General features: G+C 73.3%; 20 protein-coding genes. 12 read left to right on the top strand and 8 right to left on the bottom strand.

All coding sequences use genetic code 11. From position 1 onward, the window contains the following. Positions 1-72 precede the first annotated feature (72 nt). Positions 73-420 (top strand): M48 family metallopeptidase, encoded by a 348-nt coding sequence (locus R2S09_RS12350; protein ID WP_306192504.1) that lies wholly within the window; start codon positions 73-75, stop codon positions 418-420. Between the two features lie 47 nt (positions 421-467). Next, on the top strand, positions 468-1,112 hold the full coding sequence (locus R2S09_RS12355) for a peptide deformylase (protein ID WP_306192505.1): 645 nt from the start codon (positions 468-470) through the stop codon (positions 1,110-1,112). 50 nt (positions 1,113-1,162) lie between these two features. Here R2S09_RS12355 and R2S09_RS12360 read toward each other — a convergent pair whose 3' ends face one another. Next, positions 1,163-2,593: an NAD(P)/FAD-dependent oxidoreductase gene (locus tag R2S09_RS12360; protein ID WP_306192506.1), complete on the bottom strand. Its 1,431-nt coding sequence runs from the start codon at positions 2,591-2,593 to the stop codon at positions 1,163-1,165. A gap of 138 nt (positions 2,594-2,731) precedes the next feature. On the opposite strand from R2S09_RS12360, the gene trxA reads away from it, so the two are divergent. Further along, complete coding sequence (gene trxA, locus R2S09_RS12365) at positions 2,732-3,136, top strand: thioredoxin (RefSeq protein WP_306192507.1); 405 nt, start codon at positions 2,732-2,734, stop codon at positions 3,134-3,136. 116 nt (positions 3,137-3,252) lie between these two features. Here trxA and R2S09_RS12370 read toward each other — a convergent pair whose 3' ends face one another. Continuing rightward, positions 3,253-4,287 (bottom strand): LacI family DNA-binding transcriptional regulator, encoded by a 1,035-nt coding sequence (locus R2S09_RS12370; RefSeq protein ID WP_399143943.1) that lies wholly within the window; start codon positions 4,285-4,287, stop codon positions 3,253-3,255. 152 nt (positions 4,288-4,439) lie between these two features. On the opposite strand from R2S09_RS12370, the gene R2S09_RS12375 reads away from it, so the two are divergent. Further along, complete coding sequence (locus R2S09_RS12375) at positions 4,440-5,132, top strand: TetR/AcrR family transcriptional regulator (RefSeq protein ID WP_306192509.1); 693 nt, start codon at positions 4,440-4,442, stop codon at positions 5,130-5,132. A gap of 274 nt (positions 5,133-5,406) precedes the next feature. Here R2S09_RS12375 and R2S09_RS12380 read toward each other — a convergent pair whose 3' ends face one another. Beyond that, on the bottom strand, positions 5,407-6,063 hold the full coding sequence (locus R2S09_RS12380; RefSeq protein ID WP_306192510.1) for a TetR/AcrR family transcriptional regulator: 657 nt from the start codon (positions 6,061-6,063) through the stop codon (positions 5,407-5,409). A 119-nt stretch (positions 6,064-6,182) separates the two neighbouring features. On the opposite strand from R2S09_RS12380, the gene R2S09_RS12385 reads away from it, so the two are divergent. Beyond that, positions 6,183-6,746, top strand: coding sequence for an NAD(P)H-dependent oxidoreductase (locus R2S09_RS12385; protein ID WP_306192511.1), 564 nt, complete (start codon positions 6,183-6,185; stop codon positions 6,744-6,746). Positions 6,747-6,818: 72 nt separating this feature from the next. Here the strand turns inward: R2S09_RS12385 and R2S09_RS12390 are convergent, their stop codons facing one another. Next, positions 6,819-7,700: an LLM class F420-dependent oxidoreductase gene (locus tag R2S09_RS12390; RefSeq protein ID WP_316740921.1), complete on the bottom strand. Its 882-nt coding sequence runs from the start codon at positions 7,698-7,700 to the stop codon at positions 6,819-6,821. Between the two features lie 233 nt (positions 7,701-7,933). Between R2S09_RS12390 and R2S09_RS12395 the strand changes: the two genes are divergently transcribed. Then, on the top strand, positions 7,934-8,908 hold the full coding sequence (locus R2S09_RS12395) for an alpha/beta hydrolase (protein ID WP_306192514.1): 975 nt from the start codon (positions 7,934-7,936) through the stop codon (positions 8,906-8,908). 317 nt (positions 8,909-9,225) lie between these two features. Here R2S09_RS12395 and R2S09_RS12400 read toward each other — a convergent pair whose 3' ends face one another. Beyond that, positions 9,226-9,681: a CU044_2847 family protein gene (locus R2S09_RS12400; protein ID WP_316740923.1), complete on the bottom strand. Its 456-nt coding sequence runs from the start codon at positions 9,679-9,681 to the stop codon at positions 9,226-9,228. Positions 9,682-9,795: 114 nt separating this feature from the next. Between R2S09_RS12400 and R2S09_RS12405 the strand changes: the two genes are divergently transcribed. Beyond that, entirely contained in the window at positions 9,796-10,014 is a 219-nt protein-coding gene (locus tag R2S09_RS12405) for a hypothetical protein (RefSeq protein WP_306192516.1), read from the top strand. Between the two features lie 146 nt (positions 10,015-10,160). Further along, positions 10,161-11,666, top strand: a complete 1,506-nt coding sequence (locus tag R2S09_RS12410; RefSeq protein WP_316740925.1) for an SPFH domain-containing protein — start codon at positions 10,161-10,163, stop codon at positions 11,664-11,666. A 60-nt stretch (positions 11,667-11,726) separates the two neighbouring features. Here R2S09_RS12410 and R2S09_RS12415 read toward each other — a convergent pair whose 3' ends face one another. Together R2S09_RS12415 and R2S09_RS12420 are read right to left on the bottom strand one after the other, a co-directional pair. Next, complete coding sequence (locus R2S09_RS12415) at positions 11,727-12,158, bottom strand: hypothetical protein (RefSeq protein WP_306192518.1); 432 nt, start codon at positions 12,156-12,158, stop codon at positions 11,727-11,729. Between the two features lie 114 nt (positions 12,159-12,272). Next, positions 12,273-12,941: a metalloregulator ArsR/SmtB family transcription factor gene (locus R2S09_RS12420; protein ID WP_306192519.1), complete on the bottom strand. Its 669-nt coding sequence runs from the start codon at positions 12,939-12,941 to the stop codon at positions 12,273-12,275. Positions 12,942-13,037: 96 nt separating this feature from the next. On the opposite strand from R2S09_RS12420, the gene R2S09_RS12425 reads away from it, so the two are divergent. Both R2S09_RS12425 and R2S09_RS12430 read left to right on the top strand, forming a co-directional pair. Beyond that, positions 13,038-13,439, top strand: coding sequence for a hypothetical protein (locus tag R2S09_RS12425; RefSeq protein WP_316740928.1), 402 nt, complete (start codon positions 13,038-13,040; stop codon positions 13,437-13,439). 62 nt (positions 13,440-13,501) lie between these two features. Beyond that, on the top strand, positions 13,502-13,948 hold the full coding sequence (locus R2S09_RS12430) for a type II toxin-antitoxin system PemK/MazF family toxin (RefSeq protein WP_306192521.1): 447 nt from the start codon (positions 13,502-13,504) through the stop codon (positions 13,946-13,948). A 50-nt stretch (positions 13,949-13,998) separates the two neighbouring features. On the opposite strand, the gene R2S09_RS12435 is transcribed toward R2S09_RS12430, so the two are convergent. Continuing rightward, on the bottom strand, positions 13,999-14,808 hold the full coding sequence (locus R2S09_RS12435) for a TIGR02452 family protein (protein WP_316740930.1): 810 nt from the start codon (positions 14,806-14,808) through the stop codon (positions 13,999-14,001). Positions 14,809-15,142: 334 nt separating this feature from the next. On the opposite strand from R2S09_RS12435, the gene egtA reads away from it, so the two are divergent. Both egtA and R2S09_RS12445 read left to right on the top strand, forming a co-directional pair. Continuing rightward, positions 15,143-16,459, top strand: coding sequence for an ergothioneine biosynthesis glutamate--cysteine ligase EgtA (gene egtA / locus R2S09_RS12440; RefSeq protein ID WP_306192523.1), 1,317 nt, complete (start codon positions 15,143-15,145; stop codon positions 16,457-16,459). Then, positions 16,456-16,714: DinB family protein (locus tag R2S09_RS12445; RefSeq protein WP_316740931.1), on the top strand; the 259-nt coding region annotated here is incomplete at its 3' end. The genes egtA and R2S09_RS12445, both read left to right, overlap by 4 nt.

Here is a 16,714-nt window from a genome sequence, read left to right on the forward strand (position 1 = left end):
TGCAGCGGGCGCGGCACATCGTGGAATGTTCAGCCACCTGCCTCGGTTGCAGTACACCGAAGGAGGTCACGCGTGAACACGACGTACTACGACCACGGAACACCGGCCGAGCGCTGGGAGCGCGCGCAGCAGTTCTTCGACGCCCGGGACTACGCCGGCGCGGCCCGCGTCCTGGCCGGACTGGTCGAGGAGGTGCCGGAGCAGACCGGACCGCGGCTGCTGCTGGCCCGTGCCTACTACCACTCGGCCCAGCTGCGCCGTGCCGAGACGGAGTTGCGCGTCATCGTGGAGCGTGACCCGGTGGAGCACTACGCCCGGCTGATGCTCGGCCGCACCCTCCAGCGGCAGGGACGCCACGAGGAGGCCGCGCAGCACCTGCGCATCGCCTCGGCGTTCGCGGGCGAGTTCGCGGACGTGTGAGCGGGACGGTGCGACGGGTCCCGTCGGGGCCGTGGCATGCTGGCGCGATGGACTGCCCGGATGCGCGTACGCCCGTTGCCGAGCGGGTCGAGGAACTTCTCGCCGCTGGCGGGCCGTTGCCCGTGGTGACGGCCGGTCATCCGGTGCTGCGGCGCGGCGCGGAGCCGTTCGACGGCCAGCTGGAGCCGGCACTGCTGGCCCGGTTCGTCGAGGCGCTGCGCCTCACCATGCACGCGGCGCCCGGCGTGGGACTCGCCGCACCCCAGGTGGGTGTGGCGCTGCGGATCGCCGTCCTGGAGGATCCGGCGCCGGTTCCGGAGGAGGTGCGACGAGCGCGGGGGCGGGTGCCCCAGCCGTTCCGCGTGCTGGTCAATCCGTCGTACGAGCCGGTCGGCGCGGCACGGGCCGCGTTCTACGAGGGCTGCCTCAGCGTGCCGGGCTGGCAGGCGGTGGTGGCCCGCCACGCCGAGGTGCGGCTGCGCGCGCGGGACGAGCACGGCCGGGCGGTGGACGAGGTGTTCACCGGCTGGCCGGCCCGCATCGTGCAGCACGAGACCGATCACCTCGACGGCACCCTCTACCTCGACCGCGCCGAGCTGCGCTCGCTGTCCTCGAACGAGACGCTGGCGGCGCGCTGGACGCAGCCGACACCCGAGGAGGCGGCGCAGGCACTCGGGTTCGAGCTGCCGTGACGGGGCTCGAGCCGCGGTGACGGGCGTCGCCGCGGCCCTCACCGCCGCGGTCAGCCCCGGTACGCCTCCAGCAGGCGCAGCCACACCTCGCTGATCGTCGGATAGGACGGGACCGCGTGCCACAGCCGGTCGACCGGGACCTGTCCGGCGACGGCGACGGACGCCGAGTGAAGCAGTTCGCCGACGCCGGGCCCGACGAAGGTGACGCCCCGCAGGATCCCCTCGTCCAGGTCGACCACCATGCGGGCGCGGCCGCGGTAACCGTCCCCGTACAGCCCGGCCCCGGCGACCGAGGACAGCTCCACGTCGACGGCGCGGACCCGATGGCCGGCCTGTTCGGCCTCCGCCAGCGACAGTCCCACGGCGGCGGCCTCCGGGTCGGTGAAGACCACCTGCGGGACGGCGTGGTGGTCGGCGGTGGCCGCGTGCGGGCCCCAAGGGGCAGGGTCCTGGAGGGGCTCGCCCTTGGCGCGGGCGCCGATGGCGTCGCCCGCGATCCGGGCCTGGTACTTGCCCTGGTGGGTGAGGAGGGCACGGTGGTTGACGTCGCCGCACGCGTAGAGCCAGTCGCTGTCCTCGACCCGCAGGGTGTCGTCGACCGTGAGCCAGGAGCCCGGCTGAAGGCCGACGGTCTCCAGTCCGATGTCCTCGGTGCGCGGGACCCGTCCGGTGGCGAAGAGGATCTCGTCGGCCTCGATCCGGTCGCCGGTGCCGGTGACGGCCACGACGGCGCCGTTCTCCCGGGTCACCGAATCCACCGAGGTGCCGGTGCGGATGTCGGCGCCCGCCTCGGTGAGTGCCTCGGCGACCAGCTCGCCGGCGAAGGGCTCCATCCGGGACAGCAGCCCCTTGCCGCGGACCACAACGGTGACCTGGGAGCCGAGCGCCTGGTAGACGGTGGCCATCTCGGTGGCGACCACGCCTCCGCCGACCACGATCAGCCTCTCGGGCACGTGCTTCGCGGAGGTGGCCTCACGGCTGGTCCACGGCCGGACGTCGGCGAGGCCGGGCAGGTCGGGCAGCTGGGCGCCGGTGCCGGTGCAGACGGCGACGGCGTGCCGGGCGGTCAGCGTCACGTGCCCGCCGTCCGCGCCGGTGACCGTGACCGTGCGCGGACCGGCGAGACGGCCGTGGCCGCGGTACAGGTCGGCGCCGATGCCGTCCAGCCACCCGACCTGGCCGTCGTCGTGCCAGTGCGAGGTGTACTCGTCCCGGCGGGCGAGGACCGCCGGGACGTCGAGGGGGCCCTGCACCGCCTGGCTCAGGCCGGGCAGGCGGCGGGCGTCGGCGCGCGCGATGACCGGGCGGAGCAGAGCCTTGCTGGGCATGCACGCCCAGTAGGAGCACTCGCCGCCGACCAACTCGCTCTCCACGACCGCGGTGGACAGACCGGCCGCGCGAGTGCGGTCGGCCACGTTCTCCCCCACGGGCCCGGCCCCGAGCACCACGACGTCGTACGCGATGGTTTCCGTTTCCGTCATGACGTCAGTCTGGACGGTGGTGTGCGCCGTGGCCAAACGGGTACGCGCGCGGAATACCCGTAGGGCCGGCCGTGTTGTGCCGACGTCTTGTCCCCGCGCCAGGAAGTACGTCCCCACACCAGGAAGAGGAAATACGCCATGAGCAGCACCGTTGAGCTCACCAAAGAGAACTTCGACCAGACGGTCAGCGAGAACGACTTCGTTCTCATCGACTTCTGGGCGTCCTGGTGCGGGCCGTGCCGTTCGTTCGCCCCGGTCTACGAGAAGGCGGCCGAGGACAACCCGGACCTGGTGTTCGGCAAGGTGGACACCGAGGCGCAACCGGAGCTCGCGGCGGCCTTCGGCATCCAGTCCATTCCGACGCTGATGATCGTCCGCGACCAGGTGGCCGTGTTCGCGCAGCCGGGCGCGCTGCCCGAGGCCGCCCTGACGGATGTGATCGGGCAGGCCCGCAAGCTGGACATGGACGAGGTCCGCAAGGCTGTCGCCGAGCAGCAGGCACAGGGTCAGGGACAGGGGCAGACGGGCCCTGACGGGCAGTAGGGGTCCTTCCTCGTCGGCGGACCCGTCCTCAGCGACGGGCCCGTCCTCAGCGACGGGCCCGCCCCTCGTCGGCCGGCCCGTCGCTCATCGGCGGGCCCGTTCCATCGCGCCCCGGGTCAGGTGGACTCGCGCTGGACCACCGTCGCGCCGAGCACCGTCAGCCGTTCGGGTGCCGCGCCCGGGTTGCGTACGGCCCGGTCGACGAGGTCGGCGACGTAGCGGCCGGAGGGCAGGTCGATGTGCACGGTGCTCAGCCGGGGGCGCAGCAGGCGGCCGAGCATCAGATCGTCGGCGCCGATCACGGCCGTCTCCTCGGGGATGCGGACGCCGTCGTCCTGAAGGGCGCGCATCAGCAGCATCGCGTACTCGTCGTTGTAGGCGAACACCGCGTCCAGGCCGAGCCCGCGCCAGCGGCCGGCGAGGCGGGCCGCGGACTCCTCGTCGTAGCCGAGGGGCAGTTCGGTCACGGTCCCGTCGGTGCCGCGCAGGGCGTGCCGTACGCCGGCCAGGCGGGGCCGGGAGAAGATGTCGAGGCCGCTCTCCTCGGGCACGACCACACCGATCCGGCGGCGGCCGCGGGCGTAGAGGTGGGCGCCCGCGCAGTGCCCGACGCGCTCGTTGTCCATGAGCAGGGCGTGGGCGCCGTCCACGGGTTCGGGTCCCAGGGTGACGACGGCGCGGGCGCCGGAGCGCTTGAGCACCGCGACGCCTTCCGGGCCTATCCCGGCTCCGGGGACCAGGACGGCGACCGGCCGTAGCTCGGCCCAGGCGCGGACGGCCTCGTCGCCGTGCAGGCCGACGTTCCCGTGCTGCACCACGGTGTAGTCCAGGCGGCCGAGCGCCCACTGGAGTTCGTTGAGGTACCGGCTGTAGAGGGGGCCGGGTGCGATGGCGGGGGCGGGCATCAGGACGATCCGGCTGTGCCCGGCGCGCAGGCTGCGCGCGGCGGCGTGGGGCACGTACCCGAGTTCTCTGGCGGCCTCGTGGACCCGGCGGCGGGTGGGCTCGCTGATGCGTACGGCGCCGGTGTTGTTCAGGACGTAGGAGACGGTCGCGCGCGAGACGCCCGCAAGGCGGGCCACATCGGCACTCGTGGGGACGGAGCGCGGTGCGGGTGACGAGGACGCGGCGGGTTCTGGTATCTGCACCATGACGTACTGCATCTTGGCAGAAGGCGGGGAGCGCGGACCGGGCAGGGCCGTGCGGGCCGGGCGGGAGGCGTACGGCCTGCGGCGAACATGTTCGCCGCGAACGCGTTCGCCACGAACTAGTTCGTCACGAACGCGTTCGTTACAGTCGTCGCATGACGGCACGCCGACCCACCGCCCCGCGCAGCCGTCGCGACCGCCCGGCCAAGCCCGCCCTGACCCGTCAGGGCATCGTGGCCGCGGCCGTCGCCGTGCTGCGGGCCGAGGGCCTGGAGAGAGTGACCATGCGGCGCCTGGCCCAGGATCTCGACACCGGCCCGGCCTCGCTGTACGTGTACGTGCGCAACACCTCCGAGCTGCACGCGGCCGTGCTGGACGAGCTGCTCGGCACGGTGGGCCCCGCGCCGGCGGAGGGCAGTTGGCGCGGCCGACTCGAGCAGGTGCTCACGGCGTACACGGCGATGCTCATGGAGCACCCGGGACTCGCCCGGTCCGCGCTCACCGCCCGGCCCAGCGGCCCGCACCACCTGAACCTGATCGAGACGCTGCTCGGTCTCCTCGACGAGGGCGGCGTCGCGCCCGACCGGGCCGCGTGGGGGGTGGATCTGCTGCTCCAGCACGCCACCGCGACGGCCGCCGAGCACGCGTCGCGCGACGGTTCGGCGGCGGACCGGGCCGAGTGGGACGCGCTCGCGCACGCCCTGCACAGCGCGTCTGACCGCACCCACCCGCACATCGCCGCCCTCGCCGGCCCTCTGCTGTCCGGCGCCCCCGAGGACCGCCTGTCCTGGGGCTTCCAGACCCTGATCAACGGCATCGAGCGCACGAGCGTCCCCGGGCGACCGTGACCGCCCCTCGGCCGGACACCCCTGCCGGACCGTCAGCGCCCCGCCCGTCCAGCCATCCCCCGAGGAGAGGCTGTTCCCGCGCAGCGAGGCCGCGGCGGCGGACTCGGCCCGCGGTGCGGCCCTGCTGTTCCGTCAGGACGCGCCGGAGGGCCTGCTGGAGATGTTCGCCGGCCACCACTGAGCCCGTCCGGCCTCGACGGCGACCAGCCCCACGCTCTCGGCAGCACCACCCGCTCTCAGCGGGATCCATCGGTGCCCATCACCCCGGCGCCGATCACCCGGTGCCGGTCACGCGTTCGACGAGGTCGAACCAGCCTGCCTGCAACCGGTCCATCGGCATCTTGCACTGCCGGGTCAGGTGGTGGATCAGGGCGGGTTCGAGGTAGCCCATCAGCGTCTGCGCGAGCAGTTCGCAGTCCGCGTCCGGGACCGCCTGCCGCAGCAGCATGAGCACATGGCCGTAGCGCACCTGGCGGGCCGGCACGAGGAAGCGGCGGTCGGGGCAGGGCTCGGCCGCCAGCTGCAGCTCCAGGTCGTCGGCGGCGCGGCGCAGCGCGGCGCAGCCGAACGCGCGCAGCCGCTCCACCGGCGGCGCGCCGGGCCCCAGCGGGGCCGGGCCGCTGAGGATGGACGCCTGGAACTTCCGCTCGGAGTGGTCCAGCAGCGCGTTGAGCAGACCGATGCGGTCGCCGAAGCGGCGGAAGACCGTGCCCTTGCCCACCTGGGCGGCCGCGGCGACCGCCTCCATCGTGACGCCGGCCGCGCCGTGCTCCGCCACCAGGCGTGCGGCCGCGTCCAGCAGCCGGGCGCGGTTGCGCGCGGCATCGGCGCGCAGACATGGCTCGTCCACGCCGGTGCCGAGCTCGAGCAGCACCGGCGTGTTCTCCACGGGCTCCTGAGGCGTGGGGAAGGGCGGGAGGGTGCTGGACATGAAGCCAGCGTAAAGCATCGGGAAGAAAACTGGACCGTGGTCCGGTTAGTCTGGTAGAAAATTAAACGGACCTCGGTCCGGATCGTTACCGCAGTGTTTCACCCCCCCTTGGAGTTCCCATGTCTGTTCGTATCCTCGCGCTCGTCGGCAGCCTTCGCGCCGGTTCGCACAACCGCCAGCTCGCCGAGGCGGCCGTCAAGCTCGCCCCCGCGGGTGCCGAGGTCGAGCTGTTCGAGGGCCTGGCCGAGGTTCCGTTCTACAACGAGGACATCGACGTCGAGGGCAGCGTGCCGGCCGCCGCCGCCAAGCTGCGCGAGGCCGCCCAGGCCGCCGACGCCTTCCTGCTCTTCTCCCCCGAGTACAACGGCACCATCCCGGCCGTGCTGAAGAACGCCATCGACTGGCTGTCCCGTCCGTACGGCGTCGGTGCCCTCACCGGCAAGCCCGTCGCGGTCGTGGGCACCGCCTTCGGCCAGTACGGCGGCGTGTGGGCGCAGGACGACGCCCGCAAGGCCGTGGGCATCGCCGGCGGCAAGGTCATCGAGGACATCAAGCTGTCCATCCCGGGCTCCGTGACCCGCTTCGCCGAGACCCACCCGGTCGACGACGCCGAGGTCGCCGCCCAGCTGACCGAGGTCGTCGCCCGCCTGCACGGCCACGCCGGCGAGGCCGTCGCCGCCTGAGCCGAGCCGAACGAACCGGGTGAGGGGTCCGAGCGTGGAGCTCGGGCCCCTCACCCGGTTCACGGCGCGGTCTCACTCCAGTTCGGCGACGCGCCGGACGGCCCGGGAGGCGAAGCGGTCGATCCAGCCGGCCGGATCGCCCAGGCGCGGAGCCAGGATCACGGTGTCGACACCGAGCCCGGCGTAGCCCTCCAGGTCCCGCAGCAGGGCGTCGAGGTCCTCCTCGGTCGCCGCCTCCCCGGTGTACACGAACGTCTTGCGTACGGCGTCGTAGTCGCGCCCCACGCTGTCGCAGTGCCTCCGCAGCACGTCCAGCTTGTGCCGCAGCTCCTCGGGGGAGGCGGGGATCAGATTGCAGGCGTCCGCGTACTGCGCGACCAGGCGCAGCGTCTTCTTCTCACCCCCGCCGCCGATCATGATCTCCGGGTGCGGCGAGCTCACCGGCGGCGGCACGCACAGTGTCTCGGCGAGCCGGTAGTGCGTGCCCTCGAAGGGGCCGTCGGCGTCCGGGTCCCACATCTGCAGACAGATCCGCAGAGTCTCATCCAACCGCTCGAAACGCTCGGCGAGCGGCGGGTAGGGCACACCCAGCCCGTGGTGCTCACGGTCGTACCAGGCCGCCCCGAGGCCGAGCGTGGCCCGGCCGCCGGAGAGCACGTCCAGGGTGGTGACGATCTTGGCGAGCAGCCCGGGGTGGCGGTACGTCACCCCCGTCACCAGGGCGCCGAGCCGCACGGTGGAGGTGCGGCCGGCGAGGAAGCCCAGCGTGGTGTAGGCCTCCAGCATCGGGTCCTCGGCTCCGCCGTTGAACTCCATCTGGAAGTAGTGGTCCATGACCGACAACCGGCTCACCCCGGCGGACTCGGCCGCCTCCCCCGCGGCGGCCAGTTCCGTGCCGAGTGCGGGCGCGCCACCCGCGTTGTTGAACCGGTTGATGTGCACACCGACCCGCATGCGCGTCTCCGTACGTCGCAGTTTCCGAGTCTCCGGCCGTCTTCGGCCCCTCCGACACTAGATCCTCAAGTGCGCTCCAAGGCCCGCCACGCCGCCGTCTGCGGACGGAAGGGCCGGTGACCACCCGCCGGTCGGCGGGACCTGTCCGCCGTACGGCGGCGTCCACGCCGCGGAGGGGTACCCACACAGGGCATACGAGCCGCCGCACACCGCGATCCGCGCGAGGAGACTTCATGACGCCGCTCCCGCCCCCGTTCGACCCCGAACTCGCCGCCGCCCTGGAGGAGTCCGGGGGTCTGCTGGGGCCCGGGCTCGCGGCGGAGGACATCGCGGCCGCCCGGCAGGGTGCCGCCGTCGAACTCCTGGACGAGCTGGACCTGACCATGGACGGCGCCTTCGAGGTGACCGAGCCGACCGTGCCGGGGCCCGAGGGCGCGCCCGGCGTCTCGCTGCTGGTCTGCCGGCCCACCGCACCGGCCACCGGCACCGGCCGGCCCCTCCTCTACCACGTGCACGGCGGGGGCATGGTCCTCGGAAACCGGAGACTGGGCGTGAACACGGCCCTGGACTGGGCGAAGGGGCATCGGGCGGCCGTGGTGTCGGTGGAGTACCGGCTGGCGCCGGAACACCCCCACCCCGCGCCCGTCGACGACGTGCACGCGGGTCTGCTGTGGACGGCGGAGCACGCGCGGGAACTCGGCTGCGACCCGGGCCGGATCGTGCTCGTCGGCGGGAGCGCCGGCGGCGGGCTCGCCGCCGCGCTGGCGCTGCTGCTGCGGGACGCGGGAGGGCCGCGGCCGCTGGGCCAGATGCTGATGTCCCCGATGCTCGACGACCGCAACGACACGCCGTCCGCGCACCAGATGGCGGGCACCGGCCTCTGGGACCGCACGGCCAACGAGACCGCGTGGACGGCGCTGCTCGGCGACCGGCGCGGCGGCCCGGACGTGTCGCCGTACGCCGCGCCGGCCCGCGCCGAGGACCTGTCGGGCCTGCCGCCGGCCTTCCTGGACGTCGGCTCCGCGGAGACCTTCCGCGACGAGGTGGTCTCCTACGCCTCCCGTATCTGGCAGGCCGGGGGCGTCGCCGAACTCCACGTCTGGCCCGGCGGCTTCCACGGCTTCGACGGCATCGCCCCGCGAGCGGCCCTGTCCCGGGCCGCGCAGACCGCCCGCGGGGACTGGCTGCGCAGGCTGCTGGCCCACTGACGACGCGGCGACGGCGAGGCGTGCCGGCCACCGGCGCGCGTGGATCACCCCGTGGCCCATGCTCCGCTCGGGATACTGGTGATGGTGGTGGAGATGCTGGGTCACCGGGCGGACGACGCTGTACCGGAGCCGGACGGAGCGGGCCGGGGCCGCGCCGAGCCTGGTGAAGGTGGCGGGGCCCCCGCAGCATGCCGGGCCTCCGCCTCAGCACACGCGGGTGGCTCCCATGCGCCGGGAGCCGACGGATGCGGACCCTGTGGTGATCAAGTCGACGGATCCGATGCCGAAGTGAACCGGGCGCCGGCTCAGGCGCCGGCTCAGGCACCGGCTGCGGCACCGGCTGCGGCTGTGGCATGGGCAGTGTCTCCGGTTGCGTCGGTCGCCTGAGGCGTGTCCGTCGTCTCCTCGTCCTCGTCTTCGTCCTCGCCCTGGTTCGCGCGCCGGTCCGGAGCGGCGTTCTCCCAGACCACCTTCACCTTCAGATGCCCTTCGACGCCGGTCCGCGCGATGACCGCGCCCGCCTCCACGCTGAACTTGACCCCGAACTCCAGCTCCACCGTCGACGGCGCGGCCGGCATCGAGGTGATCCGCCGCAGGGTGCGGGCCGCCACGTCGCGGATCTGGTCCAGGCCGTGCTCGAATCCGTCCACCGCCTGAGGCGGGGCGCCGCCGCGCCGCCGTACCCGCTCCACTCCGGAGTCGTCCTCGGCCACCTCGACGTACACCCCGGCCGAGCCCTCCCCCAGCTCGAACCGCACCAGCTCGTCGGACATGAACTCCCCCTTCTCCCCACCGTGTCCGGCGCCCCCGGCTTCCCCGGGGCAGCAGTACGAGCATCTACCCTCCGCCCTCCTGCCTGATGCCCCGGCAGGATCTAGGCTGCGGCCATGGAGGATGCGGGGATGGTCGGCTTGATGGGGCGTGTCACCGGTACCGTCGGGCCGGGGCTGGTCGGCGAGGTGATCGTCCGGGTGCGCGGCGGCGCCGAGCACTTCCTCGCCTACCCCGCCGACGGCAAGGGCCGGCTCGAGCGGGGCACGGTGGTGATGGTGGTGGAGTACCTGCCACCCCGGACCGTCTACGTCGAAGCGGTGTACGACAGTTGAGCCCGCTCCGTCACCGATGAGAGCGCAGGTGAGGGCCTTACACGTCAAGACTGCAACAAGGACGCGCCGGTGTCTTCACCCGGGGCCCGCCGAGGAGCACACTCCCTTCGTTCGGTGCCGAACGGGCACCAACCCAAAGGGGGCGTATGCCGATGATCGTCGGCGTCGTTGCGGGGGTGGCGGTCGTCGCCGTCCTCGTTCTGATCGGTCTGTTCAAGTTGATGTGGCGGGTCGCCGAGCCCAACGAGGCACTGGTCATCTCGGGTTCCAAGCACCGGACCGAGGGCCTCGAGGAGGGCATGGGTTTCCGCATCGTCACCGGGCGCGGCACGCTGGTGCTGCCCGGGGTGCAGGTGGTGCGCAAGCTCTCGCTCGACCTGAACGAGACCGAACTGCACGTGGACTGCGTGACCCATCAGGGCATTCCGCTGAAGGTGCGGGGCGTGGTCATCTTCAAGGTGGGCGACGACTTCGTGTCGATCGCGAACGCGGCCCGCCGTTTCCTGGACCAGCAGAAGCTGATGTCGGAGCGGGTGCACAACGTCTTCGCCGGTCATCTGCGCTCGATCGTGGGCGGTTTGACGGTGGAGGACATGATCCGCGACCGGGAGAAGCTGACCGGGCAGACCCGGGCGGCCTGTGGCACGGAGATGGAGAAGCTCGGTCTGATCGTGGACTCGCTGCAGATCCACGAGATCGAGGACCCCACCGGCTACATCCAGAACCTCGCGATGCCGCACGCGGCGGCCGTCCAGCGGGACGCGCGCATCGCGCAGGCGGAGGCGAACCGGCTGGCCACCGAGGCGGAGCAGCAGTCGTTCGCGCGGATGGCCGAGGCCACCCGGGACAGCGAGATCCTCCAGGCCGGCTACCAGGCCGAGCGGGACAAGGCGGCCGCGAAGGCCCGCCAGGCCGGCCCGCTCGCCGAAGCCGGCGCCCGGCAGGAAGTGGTCGTCCAGGAGACGCGGGTCGCCGAACTGGAGGCGCACCGGCGCGAACAGCAGCTCCAGGCGGACGTACGCAAGCCGGCGGACGCCACGGCGTACGAGAAGCGGACGCTCGCCGAGGCCGAGCGCGACGCGCGGATCTCGGCGGCGCAGGCGAAGGCCAAGGAGACGGAGCTCGCGGCGGCGGCCGAGGCGACCCGGGTCAAGACGGCCGCGGGCGCGGAGGCGGAGGCCACCAAGACCCGGGGTGCGGCGACCGCCGCGGCGACCCGGGCCACCGGTGAGGCCGAGGCGGCGGCCGCGCAGGCGAAGGGCCTGGCGGACGCCGAGGCGACCAGGGCCAAGGGCCTGGCGGAGGCGGAGACCATCAAGGCGCGGGCGGCGGCCCTCGCCGAGAACCAGGAGGCCGTCGTCGCCCAGCAACTCGCCGAGAACTGGCCGGAGATCGTCCAGGCGGGCGCCTCGGCGTTCGGCAACGTCGACAACATGGTGCTGCTCAACGGCGCCGACGGGATGGCCGACCTGTTCGCCAAGGCGCTCACCATGGGCGGCACCGGGCTGGGTCTGGCCCGCCAACTGCTGGCGTCCATGAACCAGAACGGGTCGAACAGCAACGGCCAGGGCGGGAACGGCGCCTCGCCGTCCCTGAACGGGAGCGCGCCGCCCCCGGCGCAGAAGGTCCCGGTGGACGGCGGCGAGAGCTGACCGTTCCGGACACGAACACGTGCGTGGGGCCCTCCGCCCGGAGGGCCCCACACGTGTCGCTCACACCGTCAGCAGGCTGATTCCCAGGGCGATCAGCACGGCGACCTTGGCGACCTCCAGGGCCACATAGGCCAGGTGGCCAAGGGAGCGGGGGCCGTCGTCCTCGCCCGCCAGGACGCGGTCGGACCTGCGGTTGAGGCGGGGCCGGACGAAGACCAGCTGGGCGATGAGCACGACGGCCACGGCCGCGGTCAGCGCGATCACGCGGCCCGGGGCGTCGCCGACGGCCGTCGCGACGATCACGACGGCGGCCAGGGCGGCCTCCGTCAGGTTCAGCGCCCGGAAGACCAGTCGGCCGATGCCCAGGCCGATGGGGATGGTCACACCGGGAGCGCGGAACTTCAGCGGCGCCTCCAGGAAGGAGATGGCCAGCACCATGCCGAGCCAGACGAAGGTGACCGCGCTCGCCGTGGCGGCCGACGTGGTGTTCATCGATGTGTTGCCTCTCTGCCGGGGCACCGGCCCGCGGCCTGCTCACTGCACGGGGACTTCAGGGGCTTCAGGGGCTTCAGGGGCTTCAGGGAGCTCACGGGGCTTCAGGGAGCTTCAGGGAGCTTCAAGGAACCTCATATGGGCCAGACAGGAATCGGGTTCCGCGAAGGGCTCCAGGCCGGTCGCGGTCAACGGGGCCCGGAGTTCGGTCAGCGCCCCCTGCATCAGCCCCAGATGGACCGGGCACACCAGCGAGCCGTACTCCTCGGCCAGCTCCAGGAACGGGCAGTGCCGCAGCCGGATCCGCTCCGGCGGTTCCCCGGCGCCGCTCGTCTCCGGCACCGGATCGAAGCCCAGGTCGTCCAGCAGGGCGACCAGACGCCCCACCGCCTCCTCGGCCGTCGGCTCCCGGAAGGGCGGCAACGGGTCGACCAGGTACCGCCCCCACGCACGGCCCGCCTCTGTCGCGGCCGACCGGGCCTCGGGACCCCGGGACGCCAACTGGCTGAGCAGGATCTGCGCCAGCAGGCGGTAGCCGCGCGTCCCGCCGCGGTCCATGCCGGGCTGCGGGACGTAGACGGTCCGGGGACGGCCGGGCCCCGAGGGCTCCCCGATCCGCCGCTCGACCAGCCCCTCGGCCACCAGTGCGTCCAGGTGGAACCGGACGGTGTTGGGGTGGACCCCGATCCGCTCGGCCGTCTCCGTGACGCCCAGCGGCCCGGCGGCCGCGCGCAGCACGTCCAGCACCTCGCGCCGGCGAGGGCTCCGCCGTGTGGTGGACACGCCTGCTCACCCCTTCTCAGCTGCGGCGATTTTCTACGAAACCAACATGGAATAATCGTAGGCCACGCCTGGGAGCCGCCGAGAGAGGGGTACGGCATGACGCCGCCGTCCGCGCACGACACCGAGCCGTCGGAGCCGCGCGTCCTGTGCGACGCCCGCGCGCTGGCCGACGCCCCGCCGGTCCCGGCGGGTGTGCTGTGGAAGCTGGCGAAGAGCGGACGCCAGTTGGACGCCAACCTCGTCCGCCTCGCGCCGGGCGGGCGCGTGGCACCGCACGCCGAACCGGATCTGGACGTGCTGCTGTACGTGGTCTCCGGCGGCGGTGTGCTCGGCGCGGGCACCGGGGACGAGCCCCGCCCACTGGCCGAGGGCGCCACGGTGTGGCTCCCGCACGGCTCCACGCGCAGCATCACCGCGGGCGAGGACGGCCTTGTCTACCTGACCGTGCACCGGCGCCGGCCCGGCATGCGCATCCGCGGGCCCGGCGAGATGTCCTGACCAGGCATCAGCACCGTACGCCCGGTGTCCCGGCGCTCGCGCGCACGCTCTAGGGTGCCCCCGTGACTGCCTTCACCGATGACGACGTCCCGGGCCGCTACGGCCCCACCGCCACCACCGAGGCCGACGCGCGCGCGGTCGGCCGGGTGCGCACCGAGTACGCGCCCGCGCACGACGGTGACCCGGACCCCGGGGAGATCGTCTGGACCTGGGTGCCCTTCGAGGAGAACGACGGGCGGGGCAAGGACCGTCCGGTGCTGGTGGTGGCCCGGGAGACGGCGGGAACCCTGCTCGCCGTCCAGCTCTCCAGCAAGGCGCACGACGGCGACCGGGAGTGGGTGCCGATCGGGAACGGGCCCTGGGACCGGTCGGGACGCGACTCCTGGGTGGACGTCGACCGGGTGCTGAGGCTGCACGAGGACGGCATGCGACGCGAGGCGTGCGCGCTGGACCGGATGCGCTTCAACTCGGTGGTGCACCGGCTGCGGGAGCGGTACCGCTGGAGCTGAGGCTCAGTCTCAGGTTCGGGCTGGGCCGAGGTTGGGATTCAGCCTCGGCCTCAGGCGAACGCTCGTACGAACGCCTCGCGGACCAGGCCGTCCCGGGTGCGGTCCAGCACCCCGAACACCACGTGTTCGAAGGCGTCCGCGAACCGTCCGCCGGGGCCGAGCAGCGCCCGGAAGGCGCCCGCCACCTGCGCCGGGTCGTTGCGGAACACCCCGCAGCCCCACGCGCCCAGCACCAGCCGCCGGTAGCCGTGCGCGGCGGCCGTCTCCAGCACCCGCTCGGCGCGGACGGCCAGGGCGTGCGGCAGTTCACCGGCGCGCTCCGGGGCGTCGCGCAGCACCACCCCCGCGTTCGGCGCGGCGGCGGTCAGGAAGCCGGCGGTGTACGGCTCGTCCAGGAGCCGGTGCCCGTCGTCACGGAAGACGGGCACCGCCGGTGAATGAATCACCCGATCGGAGTAGAACGGGTCTCGGTGGGCCCGATGGTGGTCGTAGAACCCCTTGGCCCCGAGCAGGCACGTGTGCAGGGCGGAGGCGCGGCACAGGGCCTCCTCCTGGGCCTGGGCGCCGTTGAGGTAGCCGCCGCCGGGATTACGGGCCGAGGCGAAGTTCAGGACGGCCACCGGGGGGCCGCAGAGCCGTCGGGCCGCCGCCAGGCTGCTCTCGCCGGTGACCTCGACGGACGTCTCGAGCGGGGTCCAGCGCGGTACGGGCACCGGCTCCGGGCCGTACACGCGGGTGCCCTCCCGTGCGGCATCGACGGCCGCCGCGATCCGCATCTCGCGCCCGTCGGCGGCGCGGTAGACGCCCGCCATCACGATCTGCTCCGTCTGCTGCGCGATCCCGCGCAGGCGCGCGCTCATGGCGCCACCCCCGTACGCGCCATGACCGCGCGCCGCGCGGCCTCCCCCGTCGTGCTCATGCACGCATCGTGGGCGATCCTGGACGTGCGGTGCAAACGGGTTTCCGGGAGGAAGGCCACCGGCGGGCCCCGCGAGAGGCCTGTGACGGACCCCGCCCCGTGAAGCGCCGTGAGGCACAGGCAAACATCGCGGAAACAGAAATTTCAAGGCAGGATTGTCCCGATCTGCACCCTTGTGCGAATCGGCCGCAGGGTCTTGGGTGGGACGGTATGACTCCGCCCCGGCCCACCGATCCCGGGCCGGTGGCATGGTGGAATCTCAGGAGGATCCCGACATGTCAGATTCGCCCGCCGCCCCGGCGAGCGGCTGTACGCAGGGCCGTACGGCCCTCACCGAGGCCGAGGTCGAGGCACTGGTCAGCGGCATCTGCTTCAAAACCGGACCACCCCGCGCCGTCGGCGTCGAGGTGGAGTGGCTCGTCCACGAGCTGCGTACTCCGCGCGTCCCCGTGACACCCGAACGTCTGGAAGCGGCCTACGCCGCGCTGCGGACCGTGCCCCTGAGGTCGGCGCTCACCGTCGAACCCGGCGGCCAGCTGGAGCTGAGCTCGCCGCCCGCCGCCTCCCTGATGGAGTGCATCGGCACCGTCTCCGCCGACCTCGACGCCGTCCGTGCCGTACTGGCCGAGGGCGGCCTCCGCCTCGTCGGCATCGGCCACGACCCCTGGCACACGCCCCGCAGATTCCTGCGCGAGCGGCGCTACGACGCCCTGGAGACCTGTCTGGACCGCGGCGGCGCGGCGGGCCGGCACATGATGTGCACCACGGCATCCGTACAGGTGTGCCTGGACGCCGGCCACGAGGAGCCGGGGCCGCTCGGCCATGTGCGACGGTGGTGGCTCGCACACCAGCTGGGCCCCGTCCTGGTGGCCGTGTTCGCCAACTCCCCGCTGCTCGGGCGCCGGCCCACCGGCTGGCTCTCCACCCGGCAGCTGCTGTGGACGCAGATAGGCCCCGCAAGGGCGGGCGCTCCCCCGCTGGACGGTGCTCCGCGCTCCGCGTGGGCGCGGCATGTGCTGGACGCGCCGGTGATGTGCGTACGCCGCGACACCGGGCCGTGGGAGGTCCCCGAGGCGCTGACCTTCCGGGAGTGGATCCGCTCGGGCCGGCCGAGGCCGCCGACGAGAGACGACCTCGACTACCACATGACCACGCTGTTCCCTCCGGTCAGGCCGCGCGGCCACCTGGAACTGCGCATGATCGACGCCCAGCCCGGCGACGACGGGTGGATCGTGCCGCTCGCGGTGACGACGGCGCTCTTCGACGACCCGGAGGCGGCCGAGACCGCGTACCGGGCGGTGAAGCCGCTCGCCGAGCGGACCCTCGCCCTGCCGGCGCCGCACAATCCGCTGTGGGCCGACGCCGCCCGCGCCGGGCTCGCCGACCCGGAGCTGCACGAGGCGGCGATCGCCTGCTTCGTCGCCGCCCTGGACGCCCTGCCCCGGGTCGGTGCCACCGCCGAGGTCACCGACGCCGTCGGAGCGTACCTGGACCGCTACGTCCTCAAGGGCCGCTGTCCGGCCGACGACCTGCTCGACCGACTGCGCGGCCCGGACCGCCGTCGCGCCCACGGGAAGGACATCCGCATATGACCGACCCCGCATCCGACACCGCGCCCGACACCACCCTCGACTCCGCGCCCGAGCCCGCGTCCGGCCGCGCATCCGACCCCGAGAGGCTGCGTGAGCGGGTGCTCGGTTCGCTCACCGCGGCCCGGGACCGCACCATCCTGCTGACCAGCTGCGTCGAGGAGCCCGATCTCACCGCGCAGCACTCGCCGCTGATGTCGCCGTTGGTGTGGGACCTGGCGCATATCGGCAATCAGGAGGAGTTGTGGCTGCTGCGCA

The sequence above is a fragment of the Streptomyces sp. MK7 genome (assembly GCF_032658145.1).
Classification (GTDB): Bacteria; Actinomycetota; Actinomycetes; order Streptomycetales; family Streptomycetaceae; genus Streptomyces; species Streptomyces spiralis.

Coding starts and splice junctions, on each gene's coding strand:
- trxA (WP_306192507.1), top strand. CDS start 2,732: ATGAGCAGCACCGTTGAGCTCACCAAAGAGAACTTCGACCAGACGGTC.
- R2S09_RS12385 (WP_306192511.1), top strand. CDS start 6,183: ATGTCTGTTCGTATCCTCGCGCTCGTCGGCAGCCTTCGCGCCGGTTCG.
- R2S09_RS12435 (WP_316740930.1), bottom strand. CDS start 14,808: ATGAGCGCGCGCCTGCGCGGGATCGCGCAGCAGACGGAGCAGATCGTG.
- R2S09_RS12370 (WP_399143943.1), bottom strand. CDS start 4,287: ATGGTGCAGATACCAGAACCCGCCGCGTCCTCGTCACCCGCACCGCGC.
- R2S09_RS12360 (WP_306192506.1), bottom strand. CDS start 2,593: ATGACGGAAACGGAAACCATCGCGTACGACGTCGTGGTGCTCGGGGCC.
- R2S09_RS12400 (WP_316740923.1), bottom strand. CDS start 9,681: ATGTCCGACGAGCTGGTGCGGTTCGAGCTGGGGGAGGGCTCGGCCGGG.
- R2S09_RS12380 (WP_306192510.1), bottom strand. CDS start 6,063: ATGTCCAGCACCCTCCCGCCCTTCCCCACGCCTCAGGAGCCCGTGGAG.
- R2S09_RS12390 (WP_316740921.1), bottom strand. CDS start 7,700: ATGCGGGTCGGTGTGCACATCAACCGGTTCAACAACGCGGGTGGCGCG.
- R2S09_RS12355 (WP_306192505.1), top strand. CDS start 468: ATGGACTGCCCGGATGCGCGTACGCCCGTTGCCGAGCGGGTCGAGGAA.
- egtA (WP_306192523.1), top strand. CDS start 15,143: ATGTCAGATTCGCCCGCCGCCCCGGCGAGCGGCTGTACGCAGGGCCGT.
- R2S09_RS12415 (WP_306192518.1), bottom strand. CDS start 12,158: ATGAACACCACGTCGGCCGCCACGGCGAGCGCGGTCACCTTCGTCTGG.
- R2S09_RS12410 (WP_316740925.1), top strand. CDS start 10,161: ATGCCGATGATCGTCGGCGTCGTTGCGGGGGTGGCGGTCGTCGCCGTC.
- R2S09_RS12405 (WP_306192516.1), top strand. CDS start 9,796: ATGGAGGATGCGGGGATGGTCGGCTTGATGGGGCGTGTCACCGGTACC.
- R2S09_RS12395 (WP_306192514.1), top strand. CDS start 7,934: ATGACGCCGCTCCCGCCCCCGTTCGACCCCGAACTCGCCGCCGCCCTG.
- R2S09_RS12375 (WP_306192509.1), top strand. CDS start 4,440: ATGACGGCACGCCGACCCACCGCCCCGCGCAGCCGTCGCGACCGCCCG.
- R2S09_RS12425 (WP_316740928.1), top strand. CDS start 13,038: ATGACGCCGCCGTCCGCGCACGACACCGAGCCGTCGGAGCCGCGCGTC.